We start from the raw sequence: 16263 nt of genomic DNA, 5'->3' as shown, positions 1-16263 counted from the left end.
CGGTAAGCGTTTACCGCGCGATCGCGACCGGTCTGTAATAGTCCGTCGAGGACACGACATCCAATTCAGACGGAAATATGTTTGCGACCGCCCTGGGCATACGGGAGCATCTCAGGATGCTGTTGACGATTTCTTGTACGCGCCCCGTGGAAGCCGAGTGGCCCGCCACCGATCTGGGGTACCTGCTGCACAAGAATCCTTCGCGCATACAGACTTTCGAGCAGTCCTACGGTGTCGCGCACGTGCTCTATCCCGAGGCCACCGAGGAGCACTGCACCGCGGCGCTGCTGATGGAGATCGATCCGGTGCGACTGGTGCGCGGAAAGCCCAAGGGCACGCCCGATTTCAGCCTCGGCCAGTATGTGAACGATCGCCCGTACGCGGCGTCCTCGCTGCTGTCGGTGGCGATCTCGACCGTGTTCGGCACCGCCCTGCACGGGCGCTGCGCACAGCGGCCGGAGCTGGCACGGACCGCGCTGCCGCTGCGCGTCGAACTCCCGGCCGTGCCCTGCAAGGGCGGGCCGGAGTACGTCGAGCGGGTGTTCACGCCGCTGGGCTGGACGGTGGTGGCCACTCCCCTGCCGTTGGATCCGGCATTCCCGGAGTGGGGCGACTCCCATTACGTCCGGGTGGAACTCACCGGCACGCTGCGCCTCTCCGATGCCCTCACGCATCTGTACGTGCTGCTGCCCGTCCTGGACGGCAGCAAGCACTACTGGCTCGACGAAGGTGAGATCGACAAACTGCTGCGGTTCGGCGAGGGCTGGCTCACCGGCCACCCGGAACGGGAGTGGATCACCCGCCGCTACCTGACCCGCCGCCACACCCTGGTCCGCACCGCGCTGGCCCGGCTCGCCGAACTGGACGACGCCGAGCCCGAAGAGTTCGACGCGGTGGAGGACGCCGCCGACGAGGAAGCGACCGGCACGGACTCCGAGACCGACTGCGCTGATCCGGGGTCCGGACCTGTCGCCGCAGCGCCTGTGGCACAGGCCGATTCGGCGCGCCCGGCGGACCCGCGCATCGCTGGCACCGCATCCGCCGGGTCGCCCACGGGCGAAGGCGTGGAGGGCGAGCGCGGGCCCTCGCTGGCGGTGCTGCGACGCGCGGCCGTGCATCGGGCGCTGCTGTCGGTCGGGGCGGGCCGGGTGCTCGATCTCGGGTGCGGGCAGGGGGCGCTGCTGCTGGAGTTGGCGGCGGATCGCGCCTTCGGTGAGATCGTCGGGATCGACGTATCGATGCGGGAGTTGAAGATCGCGGCGCGGCGGATGCGGCGGCTGCCGGAATGGCAGTCGCGGCGGATCACCGTGCGGCAGGGGGCGCTCACGTATACCGATGCCTCGCTGCGGGGTTATGACGCGGCCGTGCTCATGGAGGTGATCGAGCACGTGGACGCGCCCCGGCTGGCGGCGCTCGAGCATGCGGTGTTCGGCTCGGCGGCACCGGGCGCGGTCCTGGTGACCACGCCCAACAGCGAGTACAACGTGCGCTATGAGACCCTGCACGCGGGCACGTTCCGGCATTCCGATCACCGATTCGAGTGGAGCCGGGCAGAATTCGCGGACTGGGCCCACCGCGTCGGCGGAACGTACGGGTATGCCGTGCGATTCGAGCCGGTCGGGCCCGAGGATGCGGAAGTGGGGGCGTCGACACAGATGGCTGTGTTCACCAAGCAGGAATCGAAGAACGACGGCGACGAGAAAGGGGCCGCGTAATGGCAGAGCTGTCCATCCCGGTGCTGTCGCTGGTCGTGTTGATCGGTAGTTCCGGTTCCGGGAAATCCACGTTCGCGCACAAGAACTTCCGGTCCACGGCGGTGCTGTCCTCCGACGCCTATCGGGGGCTGGTGAGCGACGACGAGGCCGATCAGTCGGCCACCAACGAGGCGTTCGAGCTGCTGCACCATGTGGCGGGCGTGCGGCTGCGGCGCGGGCTGCGGACCGTCATCGACGCCACCAATGTGCAGCCCAAGGCGCGGCAGGCGCTGGTGGCGTTGGCGCGGGCGCACGACGTGCTGCCGGTGGCCATCGTGCTCGACGTGCCCGAAGCCGAATGCGTGCGGCGCAACGCGCTGCGCGTGGATCGCGCCGATCTGGGCCCGCACGTGGTGAACCGGCACCAGCGCGACCTGAAGCGCTCACTGAAGTTCCTGGAGCGCGAGGGCTTCCGCAAGGTGCACGTGCTGCGCGGCGTCGAGGAGATCGAGGCGGCGACCATCCGCGACGAGCGGCTGTGGAACGACAAGAGCGATCTCACCGGCCCGTTCGACGTCATCGGTGACGTGCACGGGTGCCGGAGCGAACTGGAGACGCTGCTGGGCGAGCTCGGCTACGTCATCGCCCGCGACGCCGGCGGGCGTGCGGTGGACGCGCGGCACCCCGAGGGGCGCACGGCGGTGTTCGTCGGCGACCTGGTCGATCGCGGGCCTGACACCCCGGGTGTGCTGCGACTGGTCATGGGCATGGTGGCCGCCGGAAACGCGCTGTGCGTCACCGGCAACCACGAGTTCAAGTTGGTGCGCGCGCTGGACGGCCGCAAGGTCAAGGTGGCGCACGGCCTGGCCGAGTCGCTGTCCCAGCTGGAGGCGGAGGACGCCGAATTCCGCAAGACCGCACAGGAATTCATGCGCAGCCTGGTCAGCCACTACGTGCTCGACGGCGGCAAGCTGGTCGTCGCGCACGCCGGGCTGAAGGAGGAGTACCAGGGCCGCACCTCGGGTCGCGTGCGCGAATTCGCCATGTACGGCGAATCCACCGGTGAGACCGACGAATACGGGCTGCCGGTGCGTTACCCGTGGGCCAACGACTACCGGGGCAAGGCGCTGGTCCTCTACGGCCACACGCCGATGACCGAGCTGGTGTGGGTGAACAACACGCTCTGCCTGGACACCGGCGTGGTGTTCGGCGGCCGCCTGACCGCCCTGCGCTATCCCGAGCGCGAGCCGGTTTCGGTGGCGGCCGAACAGGTCTGGTTCGAGCCGGTGCGCCCGCTGGAGGCCGCGACCTTCGCCACCGGCGAGGCCGTGGTGCAGCGGGATCCGGGCGTGCTCGATCTGGACGACGTGCTGGGCCGCCGTGTGGTGGAGACCCGCCAACTCGGCCGGGTCGGCGTGCAGCAGGACGCCGCGAGCGCCGCGCTCGAGGTGATGAGCCGCTTCGCCGTGGACCCGCGCTGGCTGGTGTACCTGCCGCCGACCATGTCGCCGTGCGCCACCTCCACCCTGGACGGCTACCTCGAGCACCCGGCCCAGGTCTTCGAGTACTACCGCTCCGAGGGCGTCGACACCGTGGTGTGCGAGGAGAAGCACATGGGTTCGCGTGCGGTCGTGGTGGTTTCACGGTCGGCGCGGGCCGCGCGGGACCGGTTCGGCGTGGAGGACGGCAGCACCGGCGCGGTGTACACCCGCACCGGCCGCCCCTTCTTCGACGATCCGGCGCGCACCGAGGCCCTGCTGGCCCGGGTGCGCGCGGCGGCCGAAACCGCCGGGCTCTTCGAGGAATTGGGCACGGACTGGCTGCTGCTGGACACCGAATTGCTGCCGTGGTCGGCCAAGGCGACGGGCCTGCTGCGCAGCCAGTACGCGGCGGTCGGCGCGGCGGCGCGCGCCTCCCTCGCCGAGGCGTCGGGAGTACTGGCGGCCGCGGTCGAAAGAGGTTTGGACGTAGGCGATCTCGCCGCGCGCACCATCGCGCGCCGGGAGGACGCCGATGCCTTCACCACCGCCTACGGCCGCTACTGCTGGCCCACCGACGGACTCGAGGGCGTCCGCCTGGCCCCGTTCCAGCTACTGGCCGCCTCCGGCGCGAATTACGCCGGACGCGACCACAACTGGCACCTCGAGCGACTCGACCGCCTGGTCGCCGCCGACCCGGAGTTCTTCACCGCGACGGGTCGCCGCATCGTCGACCTCGCCTCCCCGCAGGCCGAGGCCGAGGCGACGACCTGGTGGACCGAGCTCACCGCCGTCGGCGGCGAGGGCATGGTGGTCAAGCCGCTGGGTTCGCTGGTGACCGGCACCGGAACCCGCAGCGGCCGGCCGGTCCAGCCGGGCGTGAAATGCCGTGGCCCGGAATACCTCCGGATCATCTACGGCCCGGAGTACCTGCGCCCGGACCAGCTCCAGCGCCTGCGGTCGCGGGGGCTCGGCGGCAAGCGCTCCATGGCCTTGCGCGAATACGCCCTGGGCCTCGAGGCCCTGGACCGGTTCGTGGCTCGCGAGCCCCTGTGGCGAGTCCACGAGGCGGTCTTCGCGATCCTCGCTTTGGAGACCGAGCCGGTCGACCCCCGGCTGTAGCGGACACCAGGGTCCCGCTCGTCGCGGCGGGCGACTGTAATCCGCGATCTCAGCGGGACGACCGGACACCCGCCATCCCGGCCGAGCGGCGCACCCGCTCGTCATCCCGGCATGCTTCTGGCCGGGATCCACTGCCGCAGAGCGGATTCCGGCCAAAAGCCCGCCGGAATCACGGTGGCGGGGAGCTCCGCACTGGGCAGGGGCCCTTTGCCGGCCGTCCGGGTTCGATCGCCTGCGGTCCGCCAGTGCGTCGACTCGAAGTCGAGGGGCCGGATCAGCCGGGCGTGTCGGGGCGGACCAGGCCGGTTCGGTAGGCGATGACCACGAGTTGGGCTCGGTCTCGCGCACCGAGTTTGGTCATGGCGCGGTTGACGTGGGTCTTCGCGGTCAGGGCGGTGACGAAGAGCTGTTCGGCGATCTCATCGTTGGACAGGCCCATCGCGACCAGGGTGACCACCTCGCGTTCGCGCGGGGTGAGCTCGGCCAGGGCGGGCGGCGGTTGCCAGCGGGCGGGGTCGGGCTGGGACAGGACCCGGGCGATCAGGGCCTTGGTGGCGGTCGGGGACAGCAGCGCGTCACCGGCGACGACCATGCGGATGGCGTCGAGGAGTTCGTCGGCGTTCATGCCTTTGCCGAGGAAGCCGCTCGCCCCGGCGTGCAGGGCCTCGACGACGTGGTCCTCGTGCTCGAAGGTGGTGAGCACCAGCACCTTCACCCCGGCCAGGTCCTCGTCCGCACTGATCAGGCGGGTCGCCTCGAGGCCGTCGAGCTCGGGCATGCGGATGTCCATGAGCACCACGTCGACCCGCTGGGTGCGGGCCAGTTCGACGGCTTCGCGTCCGGTGGCGGCCTCGGCGACCACGCACATGTCGGCGGTGGAGTCGATGAGCATGCGGAAGGTGTCGCGCAGCAGCGCCTGGTCGTCGGCGAGCAGCACCCGGATGGTCATGACCCGCCCTTTCGCCCGGCCCGATACGGCAGTTCGGCGTCCACCCGGAAACCACCGTCCGGACGCGGGCCCGCGTCGAGCGTGCCGCCGACCGCCTTCACGCGTTCCCGCATGCCGATCATGCCGTAGCCGGTGCCGGTGTTCGCGCGGGCGTGGCCCTCGTCATCGACGGTGATGCGGACCAGATCGGACCGATAGTCCAGGCGCACCCGCGCGGCCGCCACACCCGCGTGCTTGCGGGTATTGGTCAACGCCTCCTGGATGATCCGATACGCGGTCAGATCGGTCAGCGAGGACAGCTCGACCGGATCTCCGGACCGTTCCACGCCCACCTCCAGTCCGGCCGACCGGAACGAATCGACCAGCGCGGCGAGGTCGGCCAGACCGGGCGACGGCGTCCGCGCGGGCCCCGAATCCCCTTCCGCGCGCAGCACTCCGACCGTCGCGCGCAGATCGTCGAGCGCGGTCCGGCTGGTGTCGCGGATGCGTTCCAACGCCCCGTAGGCATGTTCGGGATCGGTGCGCATCAGGTGATGGGCGACGGTGGCCTGCGCGTTCACCAGGGTGATGTGGTGGGCGACCACGTCGTGCAGCTCGCGCGCGATCCGCAGCCGCTCCTCGGCGACCCGGCGGGCGGCCTCCACTTCGCGGTCGCGTTCGGCGATTTCGGCGCGTTCCAGGGCCGCGGCCAGCAACTCCCGATGCCCGCGCACCGCGTCGCCCGCGGCGACGCCGAGCAGGGTCCAGGCGATCTGGGACAGCGCCTGCGTCAGATTCCCCGGAGCGGGTTGCGAGATCAGGATCGCGGCGACCAGCGGCACCGCGGCGCATCCGCCGACCAGCCAGGCAGTGCGGCGATCCACCCTGTTCGCCACGGTGAACAAGGCGACCGCCGTGGCGGCGGGCGGCGGCGTCGAGTACGGAATCACCAGGTAGCGAGCGACTTCCACCATGACCGTCGCCGCCACCACCGGAACCGGCCAGCGGGTGCGGACCAGCAGCGGCACACAGGTCAGCGCGGCCCCGCTGATCGCGCGGTCGACCGGGCTGTGCCGCAACCCCGCCATGGCCGCCGCGACCGGTGCGGCCACCAGGAAGCAGCCGAGGGCGACCGCGAGATCGGCCAGCCACGGCCGGGCCCGCAGCGAGCACCGCAGCTCGGTGATCATCCGCACGTCGTCAAGGTACCTACCGACCGGACGCATCGGCGTGACCCGGCGCGGTGACGTGGCCGCGGTATGCGCGCAGCGCGCGGACGCTGTTCCAGCCCAGCGCGCCCACGACCCGGTCGCCGCGGCGGTAGAGCGCGACGAACTTGCGCTCGCGCGGGTGGCCCGCGACGATCTCGGTCCGGGCTCCGGGCGGACACCAGCCGTGCAGCTGGATCTTGTCGCCGTAGTGATCGGTCCATCCGAACGGGGTTGGCGCATACGGCGTTTCCTGTCCCGGCTCGGCGAGCAGATTGCGGGCGGCGGCCATCGCCTGCTCCCCCGCATTGGTGCGCTGCTCGAGCCGGACCCGCGCGCCGAGACCCGGATGCGGCCAGTTGGCGACATCCCCGGCCGCGTAGACGCCCGGCCCGGCACGGCAGTACTCGTCGCACAGCACTCCATCGCCGATCGGCACACCGGAACCGGCCAGCCAGTCCACGGCGGGCACCGAGCCGATGGCGACCACCACGAGGTCCGCGGCCAGCCGTGTCCCGTCGTCGAGCACGACCGCGGCGACCCGGCCGTTCCCGCCCTCGATGCCGGATACCTTGCGGCCCATCCGCATTCGCACCCCGTGGTCGCGATGGGCGGCGGCCAGCAGGCCCGCGACCTCGGGACCGAACTGGCGGATCATGGGGGCGGGCTCGGCGTCGACCAGGGTGACGTCCAATCCGAGTTCCCGTGCGGAGGCGGCTGTCTCGCTGCCGAGGAAGCCCGCACCCAGCACCACCACACGCGGCCCGGTCGCCAGCTCCGCGCGCACCGCGAGGGCGTCATCGAGGGTGCGCAGCACATGCACCCCGGCCAGCTCGTGTCCGAAAGGCAGCCGGCGCGGGCGCAGACCGGTGGCGATGATCATGCCGTCGTAGCGCACCCGGTCACCGTCGGCGAGTGCGATCACGCGTGCGGCGGTATCCAAACCGGTTGCTCGGCAACCCAATCGCAGATCCGCCTGGAGCCGGGCGATCGCGTCCTCATCGCGCAGCGCGACCTCCGAGGGCTGCCTCGCCCCGGTGAGCACCTGCTTCGACAGCGGCGGGCGGTCATAGGGCGGGTGGGTCTCGTCGCCGATCAGGGTGAGCCCACCGGTGAAGCCCTCCCGCCGCAGGGCCTCGGCCGCGGTCAGACCCGCGGCCGAAGCACCTACCACGACAACGTGATTCGGGGCGGACACTACCGGTCGACCCGGATGGCGAGGGTCGGGCAGCTCGCCGCGGCCCGCAGGACCTCGGGCAGCAGCTCCTCGGCCGGGCTCGCGTCGAGCAGGACGACCACGCCGTCCTCGTCGCGCTGGTCGAACACCGCCGGGGCGGCCATCACGCACTGGCCGCCGCCGCAGCACTTGCTCTGGTCGATCTCGATCTTCATGGAATCGCCCCTCCCCTACCAGGTCACCGGAAGCTCGTGCACGCCGTAGACGACCATCTCGTCGCGCATCGGGATCTGCTCGAGCGGCATCGCGAGCCGCAGCTCCGGGAAGCGTTCGAACAACGCGCTCAACGCGATTCGCAGCTCCAGCCGGGCCAGCTGCTGGCCGATGCACTGGTGGATACCGAAACCGAAGGCGACGTGCGCCGAGTGCGGGCGCATCAGATCCAGGCTCTCGGGATCCTGCGGGAACTGTTCCGGGTCCCGGTTGGCGGCGGGCAGGTGGGCGACCACCGTGCTGCCCGCCGGAATCAGGTGGCCGTCCAGCTCCACATCCTCCAAAGCCCTTCGGCGGATGCCGAACTGGATGACGCTCAGGTAGCGCAGCAGTTCCTCGACCACCGCGTCCACGTGTTCGGGCTCGGAGCGCAGCAGTGCCAGCTGAGCCGGATCGCGCAGCAGGCACAGGGTGCTCAGGGCGATCATGTTGGCCGTGGTCTCGTGCCCGGCGACCAGCAGCAGGACGCCGACGCCGGCCAGCTCCTCATCGGTGAGATCGCCGTCGCGCACGAGCGCGCTGAGGATGTCGTCACCGGGCTCGGCGCGCTTGCGAACGGCGATCCGGTGGATCAGCCGGTTCAATTCCAGCTGGGCCTGCGCCACTTCCTCGGCGGGTGCGCCGAGACGCAGGATGACGGCCGAATTGTGCTGGAACTCCTCACGATCGGCGTAGGGCACGCCGAGCAGCTCGCAGATGACCAGCGAGGGAATCGGCAATGCGAACTCCTGGACCAGATCGACCGGGCCGGTGGCCGCGGCCATCGCGTCGAGGTGGTCGGCGACGATCTTCTCGACCGCCGGGGTCAGCTCGCGCATGCGCCGGACGGTGAACCGGCCGGTGAGCATGCGGCGCAGGCGGGTGTGCTCGGGCGGATCCATCATGATGAACCAGCCCGGCGGGGCCGGCGGCAGTTCCTCGGACCCGAGGTGGTTGCCGGTGACACCGCGACGCCGCGAGCTGAATCGCGGATCGGACAGCACGGCGCGCACGTCCGCGTAGCGGGTGACCAGCCAGCCCTCGATGCCGTCGGGCAAGGTGACCCGAGTGATCGGATCCTGTTCGCGCAGTGTCCGGTACTCCTCGGGCGGGCTGAACGGGCAGGTCCGCACCACGGGCTGGGTCCCGGTGACGAGCTGAGTTTCGGTCATACCGACCACCCTGCCGCCGGGACCGGGTGGTCGTCGTCGTCCGGACGTGGACTCTTGATCTACTGCGATCGCGGTATGCGGGCTATCCGCCCAGCTGGTCGCGCAGGCGGCCGAGGTAGGGGCGCTGGCCCTTGCCCAGCTTCTCCTCGGCGGTGGCGAGGTCGAACCATGCGGCGCGGTCGATTTCGGGGAATTCGGCGAGGCGGCCCGAGCGCGGGGGCCATTCCATTTCGAAGGTGCCGGGCACGATCGCGGCGGGGTCGAGGTCGGCTTCGACCGCCCAGACGGTGAGCTGCTTCTTGCCGCGGCCGCTGCCGTATTCGACCTCTCCGAGCGGGATCCACTCGCCGTCCGGGGCGGGCACGCCCAGCTCTTCGGCGAATTCGCGACGGGCGGCCGCCTCGGGCTTCTCCTCCTCGGGCTCGTATTCGCCCTTGGGGATGGACCAGGCGGCGGCGTCCTTCTTGGCCCACAGCGGGCCACCCATGTGCCCGAGCAGCACTTCGAGACCGGCGGTGCGGCGGAACAGCAGGACTCCGGCGCTGTATCTGAGGCTCATGGCAGAAGAGTTTGCCGAATCGGCGCGCGGGGGTGGACGGCGGGCGCTAGGGTGAGCGACATTGCGGCATATCGGATGTAGTGGATTATTCTCCGATATCAGACGAATCGTTTCCGCCTGAATATATTGCGTCCGAAACCTTTTGGGTATTTGCACCTTCCATTAAGCTCCAGATTTCGGATCGGCTCCACACCTGATGACGGATTGGAATACCGCATGGAGTTCCGCACTGCCTGCGCTACTGCCACCCTGGTGATCGGCGCACTGGTCACCCCGGCCACCGTGCTACCCGCGGCCATCACACCGGCGAACGCCGAGCCCACGACCGCCCCGCCGAGCCTGACGTACTCGGTCAAACTGCAGGACAAGAAGGTTGTGACCAGCCTGCGCGGCGGAACCTTCGAACTCTCGAAGGCGACGACCTCGGACGTGGTGAACGTCAAGGACGGCGAGGGAAGAATACTGCTCACCCTGCCGCTGGAATTCCATCTGGGCGCCACCGACATTCCGGTCGAACCCGAAATTCAGAATGACGGCACGGTATTGGCGCTGACCCCGGACCGGCCCGCCGATCTGTCGCTCGCACAGCCCATCACGGTGAAACCCGTCGCCTCACAGGCGGAAAACGATCGCGCACTGGCCAATTTCTCCCAGCAGTTCGGGCTGGCCACCACGATCGGCACCTTCGTGGGGACCGCGCTGGGCGCGACCGTCGGCTGTGTGGCCACCCTGGTGGCGGGCTGTGTCGCAGGCTTCCTCACCGGCGCGACCGTCGGCGGCATCCTCGGCACCATCGCCCTGGGCGGACCCACCCTCCTCATCTCCGGGTTCGACCTGCTCAACACCATGGAGGCCAAGGACGGCACCACCCGGTGGGCCGACAAGACGACCCCGGCCCCCACACCGCAGGCCGCCGCCCAGCCGGGCAGCTGAGCCGAGCCCGTGATTCCGGCCCGCTCGCGGCCGGGATCACGCCTCCGGGATCGGCACCCGCCACACGACCGTGGTGCCGCGCCCGTCCAGCCCCAGCCCGATCTCCACGACCCCGTCGAGCTCGGTGGCGCGTTCGGCGATATTGCGCAGTCCGCCCCGCCGGGGCGCGGAGCCGACGCCGATACCGTTGTCCGCCACCGAGATCCGGAGTTCACCCCGGGCCGCGGTGACGCTCACGTCGATGCGGGTGGCATCGGCGTGGCGGACCACATTCGACAGTGATTCCCGCAGCACCGCGAGGGCCTGGCGGGCGGTCTCGGGCGGGACCAGGGTGTCGATCGGGCCGTTCTGGCGCAGGCCCGGGGTGAAGCCCAGGTGCCTGGCGGCCGAGGCGACCAATTCGGTGATCTGGCTGCGCAATCCGCCCTCGCCGCCGGTGGCGGACTGCAGCGAGAAGATGGTGCCGCGAATGTCCTGGATGGTGTCGTCCAGGTCGGCGACCACGCGTTCCAGGCGATCCGCGATGTCGGCCGCGGGCTGCATGCGCAGCGCACCCTGCAGGGCCAGGCCCGAGGCGTAGATGCGCTGGATGACCGAGTCGTGGAGATCGCGCGCGATGCGGTCGCGATCCTCCATGACGGCGATCTTGGCGGAGTCCTGCTGCCGCCGCACGGTGTCGCGCTGCACCTGGTCGTACATGCGCACATTGGTGATCTTGGTGGCGGCGATCACCGCCAGCGCCTCGATGATCCGCTCGTCCTCATCGGTGAAGGTGCCGCCGCCGCGCTTGTTGGACAGATAGAGGTCGCCCAGCACTCGCCCGCGATAGCGCACCGGCACGCCGAGGAAGCTGTGCATGGGCGGGTGCCCGGCGGGCCAGCCCTCGAAGGCGGGGTGCTGCATGAGGTCGTCGAGGCGCACCGGCTCGTCCCCCGACAGGACCACCCCGAGGACGCCGCCTCCGCGCGGCCAGTGCCCGATCCGCTGAATGATCGAGTCATCCATACCGACCGGGACGAACTGGGCCAGGCGTAGCTCACCCGACGGGTCATCGAGGTCCAGCAACCCCAGGGCACCGTATTCGGCGTCGACCAACCGGACCGCCGCGGTCACCAGCTGCCGCAGCACCATGTCCACATCCAGGTCGGAAACCACCGAGTAGACGGCTTCGACCAGGTCGTGCAGCCGTTCCTCGGGCGCGGTCAGTTCCCGCAGCACATCCGGTACGGCACCCCACGGCTCATCGGACATGAACCAAAGGCTACCTACCGGCAACATGGGGACATTTGTCTCTGGGGCGGGGTGTCGTCACGGAGCAGTCTGATTTCAGACCATTCGGCTGATTTAGGAGTCACACAATGACGATGATCGGAACCGAACCGCGCACCGAAGCCTGGACCGGATTCAAAGGCGGCCTGTGGCGGGACGCCATCGACGTGCGCGATTTCATTCAGCAGAACTACACGCCCTACGAGGGCGACGGCAGCTTCCTGGCCGGACCCACCGCCCGCACCCTGGGCATCTGGGACAAGCTGAGCGCCATGTTCCCGGCCGAGCGCGAGCGCGGCATCTACGACGTGGACCAGCACACCCCCTCCACCATCACCGCCCACCGGCCCGGCTACATCGACGAGGGCAACGAGCTCATCGTCGGCCTGCAGACCGATGCGCCGCTGAAGCGGGCGATCATGCCCTACGGCGGCTACCGCATGGTGCAGTCCAGCCTCGCCGCCTACGGCGTCGAGGAGGACCCGAAGGTCGCCGAGATCTTCACCAAGTACCGCAAGACCCACAACGACGGCGTTTTCGACGCCTACACCGCCGACATTCGCGCCGCCCGCAGCGCCGGCATCGTGACCGGCCTGCCGGATGCCTACGGCCGCGGCCGCATCATCGGCGACTACCGTCGCGTCGCGCTCTACGGCGTGGACAAGCTCATCGAGGGCAAGAAGGCCGACCACCTCGCGCTCGAGGATCTGTGGGCCGACGACGAAACCATCCGCCGCCGTGAGGAAGTCAGCGAGCAGATCCGCGCGCTGGGCGAGCTGAAGGAAATGGCCGCCGCCTACGGCTGCGACATCTCCAAGCCCGCGAGCACTGCGCAGGAGGCCATCCAGTGGCTGTACTTCGCGTACCTGGCCGCGGTGAAGGAGCAGAACGGCGCGGCGATGTCGCTGGGCCGCACCGCGAACTTCGTCGACATCTACCTCGAACGCGATCTGGCCGAGGGCCTGATCACCGAGGAGCGCGCCCAGGAACTGGTCGATGACTTCGTCATCAAGCTGCGCATCGTGCGCTTCCTGCGCACCCCCGAGTACGACGAGCTGTTCTCCGGCGACCCGACCTGGGTGACCGAGTCCATCGGCGGCGTCGGCGTCGACGGGCGTGCGCTGGTGACCCGCACCAGCTTCCGCTACCTGCAGACCCTCTACAACCTGGGCCCGGCCCCCGAGCCGAACCTGACCGTGTTCTGGTCGCCGCAGCTGCCCGAGGGCTTCAAGCGCTTCTGCGCCAAGGTGTCCATCGACACCAGCTCCATCCAGTACGAGTCGGATGAGCTGATGCGGCCGCGCTTCGGCGACGACACCGCCATCGCCTGCTGCGTCTCGGCCATGGAGGTCGGCAAGCAGATGCAGTTCTTCGGCGCGCGAGTCAATCTCGCCAAGACGCTGCTGTACGCCATCAATGGCGGACGCGACGAGAAGAAGGGCAAGGTCGTCGCTCGCGGCTTCGAGCCCATCACCTCCGACGTGCTCGACTACGCCGAGGTCGACGCCGCCATGGACAAGCTGATGGACTGGCTGGCCAAGACGTATGTGCACGCGCTCAACGTGATTCACTACATGCACGACAAGTACGCCTACGAGCGCATCGAAATGGCGTTGCACGACTTGGATGTTCGCCGCACCATGGCCTGCGGTATCGCCGGTCTGGCCGTGGCCGCCGACTCGCTGTCGGCGATCAAGTACGCCAAGGTGACCCCGGTGCGCGATGAGACCGGCCTGGCCGTCGACTACACCATCGAGGGCGACTTCCCCAAGTACGGCAACAACGACGACCGCGTCGACTCGATTGCCGCCGAACTGGTGGAGCGGTTCATGCAGAAGGTCCGCATGTACCCGACCTACCGCAATGCCGAGCACACCCAGTCGGTGCTGACCATCACCTCGAATGTGGTGTACGGCAAGAAGACCGGCAACACCCCCGACGGCCGTCGTACGGGTGAGCCGTTCTCGCCGGGCGCCAATCCGATGAACGGCCGCGACACCCACGGCATCGTGGCCTCGGCCATGTCGGTCGCCAAGCTGCCCTACGAGCATGCGACGGACGGCATTTCGCTCACCACCACGGTGACGCCGCAGGGTCTGGGCCGCAGCGCCGACGAGCGCATCACCAACCTGGTGGGCGTGCTGGACGGCTACGTCGCGACCAACGGGTTCCACATGAACGTCAACGTTCTCAACCAGGACACGCTGCTCGACGCCATGGAGCACCCGGAGAACTACCCGCAGTTGACGATTCGCGTCTCGGGTTATGCGGTGAACTTCGTTCGCCTGACCCGCGAGCAGCAGCTCGACGTCATCAACCGCACCTTCCACGCGAGCCTGTAAGCCTCGCACCCGGCCGACACCGAGAAAGGTTGAAGAGAATGTCCACAGCACTTCTGTCCCAGCCGAGCGTCGGTGTCGGCCCCGAAACCACCGGGTCCGTCCACTCCTGGGACATCTCCACGGGAGTGGACGGGCCGGGCACCCGCTTCGTCACCTTCCTGAGCGGCTGCCCCCTGCGCTGCCTCTACTGCCAGAACCCCGATACCTGGTTGCGCGACAACGGAACTCGGATGAATGTCGACGATGTGCTCGCCGAGGCGGGCAAGTTCGTGCCGTTCATCCGCGCCTCCGGCGGCGGCGCGACCATCAGCGGCGGGGAACCGCTGCAGCAACCGCACTTCGCGACCGCCCTGCTGCAGGGGTTCCAAGGTCTCGGGCTGTCCACCGCGCTGGATACTTCCGGCTACCTGGGGCGCCTTGCCTCCGATGAGCTGCTCGCGGCCACGGACCTGGTGCTGCTGGATATCAAAGCCGGACAGCCCGAGACCTACCGTCGATTGACCGGCCGCGACCTGCAGCCGACCCTGGACTTCGCCACCCGGCTGGCCAAGCGCGGCAAGCGGGTCTGGCTGCGCTACGTGCTGGTGCCGGGCATCACCGATCCGATCGAGGAGATCGGCGCGGTCGCCGGCTTCGCGGGCGGCCTGGGCAATATCGAACGGGTGGATGTGCTCCCGTTCCACACCCTGGGCCAGTCCAAGTGGGAGGCCCTCAACCGTCGTTTCGTGCTCGCCGACACCCCGACACCGACCGCTGAACAGGTCGAACGAGCGCGCGACATTTTCCAGGACGCCGGACTGGCGGCCTACTAGAGACCTTGTCGGGGACAAGGAACAGGGGAAAGAGCGCGGCGGGTGGCAGTCGGACACAGTGGACCGCCACCCGCCGTGTTCGCTACCCGGATCCGGCCCGACCACCTGCGAGGATGATCACCGTGGACAACAAGATCCGAGTCTTCCTACTAGACGACCACGAGATCGTCCGGCGCGGCCTCCAGGACCTCCTGGAAGCCGAGGGCGACATCGAGGTCGCCGGCGAGGCCGGCTCCGCCGCCGAGGCCCTGCGCCGAGTCCCCGCCGTCCGCCCCGACGTGGCCGTCCTCGACGTCCGCCTCGAGGACGGCGACGGCGTCACCGTCTGCCGCGACCTCATCTCCGAGATCCCCGACCTGAACGTCCTCATGCTCACCTCGTTCTCCGACGACGAGGCCCTCCTCGGCGCGGTGTTGGCCGGCGCCAAAGGCTATGTCCTCAAACAACTCCGCGGCCCCCAACTGATCGACGCCATCCGCCGCGTAGCGGCAGGCGAGTCCCTGATCGACCCCCGTACCGCCGCCGAGGTAACCGAACGCCTCCAACAACGCACCCCCACCAACCCTCTTGCGGATGTCGACCTCACCGAACGAGAAAAGCAGATCCTCCTGCATATCGGCCAAGGTCTCTCCAACAAGGAAATCGCGGGAAAGATCTACCTCTCCGAAAAAACAGTCCGCAACTACGTCTCCGCCCTCCTCGCCAAACTGGGCCTGGCCCGCCGCTCCCAGGCAGCCATCCTCGCCGAACACCTCCGCCACGAACACGGCGACAACTGGGCCGACGGCGTCCGCTAGATTTCGCGCACCGAACCTGGTGCCACGTCGAGGCGCTTGCAGAACCAGTGGTCGGCGTAACGAGAGCTGTTGTGCGGCTCGGTCTCTGTGTAGCCCAACCGCATGTAAAGCCTGCGGGCTTCCACGAGGTCGCTACGAGTGTCGAGGACCAACCGCGCGGCGCCGAGGGCACGTGCGGCGTCCTCGGCGCCCGCGACAAGCACAGCGGCACCGCCCTTCCCACGCATCCGCTGATACAGAAACACCCGAGTCAGTTCGGCCGTTCCCACATCCAGTAACCGCACTCCCGCACATCCGACGGGCTCACCGTCGTATCGCGCAACCAGCAACTGCCCACCGGGCGGAACGAGCTCAGCACCATCCGATCCCGCGATCCCACGCTCGAGTTCGTCAGGATCCGTCGCGCGCCCTTCGTGCAGCAGATACCAACGGTCGCTGACCTCGGTGTAATACGCCCTCCACAATGCGACGGCGACATCGGAGTCGACTGCCTCCGCCCCAACAGTCCATCCCATCTCGA

14 protein-coding genes are annotated in these 16263 nt (G+C 69.1%); 6 read left to right on the top strand and 8 right to left on the bottom strand.

Translation table 11 applies throughout. From position 1 onward, the window contains the following. Positions 1-116: 116 nt before the first annotated feature. Both GPX89_RS02740 and GPX89_RS02735 read left to right on the top strand, forming a co-directional pair. Positions 117-1715, top strand: coding sequence for a 3' terminal RNA ribose 2'-O-methyltransferase Hen1 (locus tag GPX89_RS02740; protein WP_157354891.1), 1599 nt, complete (start codon positions 117-119; stop codon positions 1713-1715). Next, entirely contained in the window at positions 1715-4294 is a 2580-nt protein-coding gene (locus GPX89_RS02735; protein WP_157354890.1) for a polynucleotide kinase-phosphatase, read from the top strand. Before GPX89_RS02740 ends, GPX89_RS02735 begins: the two co-directional genes overlap by 1 nt. 274 nt (positions 4295-4568) lie before the next feature. On the opposite strand, the gene GPX89_RS02730 is transcribed toward GPX89_RS02735, so the two are convergent. The 6 genes from GPX89_RS02730 to GPX89_RS02705 all read right to left on the bottom strand — a co-directional run bounded on the left by GPX89_RS02730 (position 4569) and on the right by GPX89_RS02705 (position 9590). Then, on the bottom strand, positions 4569-5243 hold the full coding sequence (locus tag GPX89_RS02730; RefSeq protein ID WP_157354889.1) for a response regulator: 675 nt from the start codon (positions 5241-5243) through the stop codon (positions 4569-4571). Then, a complete protein-coding gene (locus tag GPX89_RS02725) occupies positions 5240-6412 on the bottom strand; it encodes a sensor histidine kinase (RefSeq protein ID WP_157386950.1) in 1173 nt (390 codons plus the stop codon). The genes GPX89_RS02730 and GPX89_RS02725 overlap by 4 nt, the downstream gene beginning before the upstream one ends. A 19-nt stretch (positions 6413-6431) precedes the next feature. Further along, the gene (locus tag GPX89_RS02720; protein ID WP_328601441.1) at positions 6432-7604 is read right to left on the bottom strand and encodes an NAD(P)/FAD-dependent oxidoreductase; all 1173 of its coding nucleotides are present in this window, start codon (positions 7602-7604) and stop codon (positions 6432-6434) included. Positions 7605-7627: 23 nt separating this feature from the next. Beyond that, the gene (locus GPX89_RS02715; protein WP_157354888.1) at positions 7628-7822 is read right to left on the bottom strand and encodes a ferredoxin; all 195 of its coding nucleotides are present in this window, start codon (positions 7820-7822) and stop codon (positions 7628-7630) included. 15 nt (positions 7823-7837) lie between these two features. After that, a complete protein-coding gene (locus tag GPX89_RS02710; protein WP_157354887.1) occupies positions 7838-9031 on the bottom strand; it encodes a cytochrome P450 in 1194 nt (397 codons plus the stop codon). An 82-nt stretch (positions 9032-9113) separates the two neighbouring features. After that, entirely contained in the window at positions 9114-9590 is a 477-nt protein-coding gene (locus GPX89_RS02705) for an NUDIX domain-containing protein (RefSeq protein ID WP_157354886.1), read from the bottom strand. 216 nt (positions 9591-9806) lie between these two features. On the opposite strand from GPX89_RS02705, the gene GPX89_RS02700 reads away from it, so the two are divergent. Next, on the top strand, positions 9807-10523 hold the full coding sequence (locus GPX89_RS02700) for a hypothetical protein (RefSeq protein WP_235946638.1): 717 nt from the start codon (positions 9807-9809) through the stop codon (positions 10521-10523). Positions 10524-10559: 36 nt separating this feature from the next. Here GPX89_RS02700 and GPX89_RS02695 read toward each other — a convergent pair whose 3' ends face one another. Continuing rightward, complete coding sequence (locus GPX89_RS02695; protein WP_198347236.1) at positions 10560-11774, bottom strand: GAF domain-containing sensor histidine kinase; 1215 nt, start codon at positions 11772-11774, stop codon at positions 10560-10562. A 107-nt stretch (positions 11775-11881) separates the two neighbouring features. On the opposite strand from GPX89_RS02695, the gene pflB reads away from it, so the two are divergent. The 3 genes from pflB (at position 11882) to GPX89_RS02680 (ending at position 15743) form a co-directional block, all read left to right on the top strand. Beyond that, positions 11882-14134 (top strand): formate C-acetyltransferase, encoded by a 2253-nt coding sequence (pflB, locus tag GPX89_RS02690; protein ID WP_157354884.1) that lies wholly within the window; start codon positions 11882-11884, stop codon positions 14132-14134. Between the two features lie 38 nt (positions 14135-14172). After that, positions 14173-14946, top strand: a complete 774-nt coding sequence (gene pflA, locus GPX89_RS02685) for a pyruvate formate-lyase-activating protein (protein WP_157354883.1) — start codon at positions 14173-14175, stop codon at positions 14944-14946. 113 nt (positions 14947-15059) lie between these two features. Next, positions 15060-15743, top strand: coding sequence for a response regulator (locus tag GPX89_RS02680; protein ID WP_157354882.1), 684 nt, complete (start codon positions 15060-15062; stop codon positions 15741-15743). On the opposite strand, the gene GPX89_RS02675 is transcribed toward GPX89_RS02680, so the two are convergent. After that, complete coding sequence (locus tag GPX89_RS02675; protein ID WP_157354881.1) at positions 15740-16258, bottom strand: GNAT family N-acetyltransferase; 519 nt, start codon at positions 16256-16258, stop codon at positions 15740-15742. The two genes, GPX89_RS02680 and GPX89_RS02675, sit on opposite strands and share 4 nt — an antisense overlap. Between the last annotated feature and the right edge of the window lie 5 nt (positions 16259-16263).

This window comes from Nocardia terrae (assembly GCF_009760405.1).
Lineage (GTDB): Bacteria > Actinomycetota > Actinomycetes > Mycobacteriales > Mycobacteriaceae > Nocardia > Nocardia terrae.
Note: the sequence above shows the minus strand (reverse complement) of the source record. Positions and strands in the feature narration are given on the sequence as shown.